Origin of the sequence: Shewanella intestini, from assembly GCF_018221465.1 — a bacterium.
GTDB lineage: Bacteria > Pseudomonadota > Gammaproteobacteria > Enterobacterales > Shewanellaceae > Shewanella > Shewanella intestini.
This window is the reverse complement of sequence record NZ_JAAIKR010000036.1, coordinates 1-1,611: the sequence shown is the minus strand read 5'-3', so window position 1 is coordinate 1,611 and position 1,611 is coordinate 1. Positions and strand designations below refer to the sequence as shown.

The following is a 1,611-nucleotide window of genomic DNA, read 5'->3' as shown; positions in this document are numbered from 1 at the left end:
TGTAAATTCCCTTGCCCAGTAGTGCGCCCCAGAGCATGCTTCCATCCCGATAATACAAGGTGGAATGTTAGCGATTGTCTCTAACAGCTTGTTTCTTTTAACTGTTTGCTTTAGTTTAGTTTTACCGCATTCGTCAACACCATGAATGCTAAAAACTAATTTGGCTAAATCGATGCCAATGGCTTTAATTAAGGACATATGGACTCTCCTTGATTGAATGTTTGCACTTTCAATATGGCACATAGTGGCCATTTGGTAAGGGGAGTCCATATCATTCGTTAGGTTTACAAATGAGTTTTGAGCGAATTCAATCGCAGAGTCATAATATAGAAAATTCGGTAGTTGAGGCTAGATATGATCGCTTTACGACTAAGTTTGAACTCAAGGAGAATGGTGAGACTATTTACCGTTCTTTTTTGTGTTTTTGGCCATTCAGAAGTAAGAAATTATTAATTAATGGCTCTCCTGTTACTCTAAAAATCTTTTGGTTGCTCTTGTGGCAATCTAAGTTAGAGGATAATCACGGTACTGCAGTTAAAGAATTACTTTATCGTCGGCGTAAAAGATCTGTCGGGCTATTAATTTACCTTGGTATTATAACAAGTGTAAAAGTTGGACTTGTGGTGTTATCGCAAACCTAACAAGCTGTTTAATCTGGACAAAATACAGTTGGCTGTGTTTCGTTCCTCAACATTTTAGCCAACTAAATTTTGCCCATTAACGAGGGTGTTATGTGTTCATGGAGATAAGTCGTGAATTCTGAAATTATAGAAAATCTTAGATTTCTTATTTCCTCTGCTAAAGATCGAGATATTGAGCAAGGAGTTAGTACATTTAACTCCTACATAGAAAAATTGAGCAGCACTAGTAGTGAGAAATTAGTCTGTGAAGATTTATATCGGGAGCTATCAGGCATGCAGCGCTTTGCAGATTTCAACACAAAAGAGTGGCAAGCGGTTCAGGCTATATTTAATGCTATCGAAACTAACCGCTAGCCACATAATAAGCTGTTAGGTACCTAAGTGAAAATTGAGCATTGGAAGCTAATCAATAATCTCTAACATGCCACCCATAATTAATATAAGCAACACGACTCAATTCTAATGTATGGCTTGATAGATTAAAGGGCGATTAACCAACCAAATTCAGCACTGATATACAAAAAAGTCCCAACTTGGTCGTTTATCTATTATTTGTATGAATTGAACACAGCCGAAAAACTTGATGACTATCAAGAATGAAAGATTAACTAATTAAATCAGATAGGTAACGCTAGGCGCTCAGCCATTTTTGACAGTTAGCTGCGCTCGGTCGTCGTTTACGGTCGACATGTTGACAATATTCAGTCAGTGCTGGCAGTGAGCCAACTGCGCCTTTAAATAATGCCTCAAACTCGGTGGTGATTGTTAACCAGTTTTCTGCTGGTATGTTTAATCGGTCAAGAATATGCTGACTACTTATAGTTATTGCGCCACGCTTGTCATCACGAATAATCCGTCCAGTATCCTCTACAAGCACAATGTAATCTTTCACACTGTACATTAATCCGTTAGGCATATTCTGGCGTTCATTACCCACAAATGGCAATAATTCAGTAGGTTGCTCGCCTTT

Annotated in this window: 2 protein-coding genes and 2 pseudogenes; 2 read left to right on the top strand and 2 right to left on the bottom strand. The window is 38.2% G+C overall.

What is annotated here, in order from left to right; all coding sequences use genetic code 11:
- Positions 1-198: pseudogene (locus G3R48_RS16975) on the bottom strand (IS110 family transposase); the annotation flags it as partial.
- Between the two features lie 92 nt (positions 199-290).
- Here G3R48_RS16975 and G3R48_RS16970 point away from each other — a divergent pair.
- Both G3R48_RS16970 and G3R48_RS16965 read left to right on the top strand, forming a co-directional pair.
- Positions 291-641, top strand: a complete 351-nt coding sequence (locus tag G3R48_RS16970) for a hypothetical protein (RefSeq protein ID WP_153666375.1) — start codon at positions 291-293, stop codon at positions 639-641.
- A 111-nt stretch (positions 642-752) separates the two neighbouring features.
- Positions 753-995: a hypothetical protein gene (locus G3R48_RS16965; RefSeq protein ID WP_080916120.1), complete on the top strand. Its 243-nt coding sequence runs from the start codon at positions 753-755 to the stop codon at positions 993-995.
- Between the two features lie 277 nt (positions 996-1,272).
- Here the strand turns inward: G3R48_RS16965 and G3R48_RS16960 are convergent.
- Positions 1,273-1,611 (bottom strand): annotated as a pseudogene (locus tag G3R48_RS16960) (transposase); the annotation flags it as partial.

What these genes read in the sequence shown, in the direction of transcription:
- G3R48_RS16970 (WP_153666375.1), top strand. Translation starts at nt 291, where the DNA reads ATGAGTTTTGAGCGAATTCAATCGCAGAGTCATAATATAGAAAATTCG.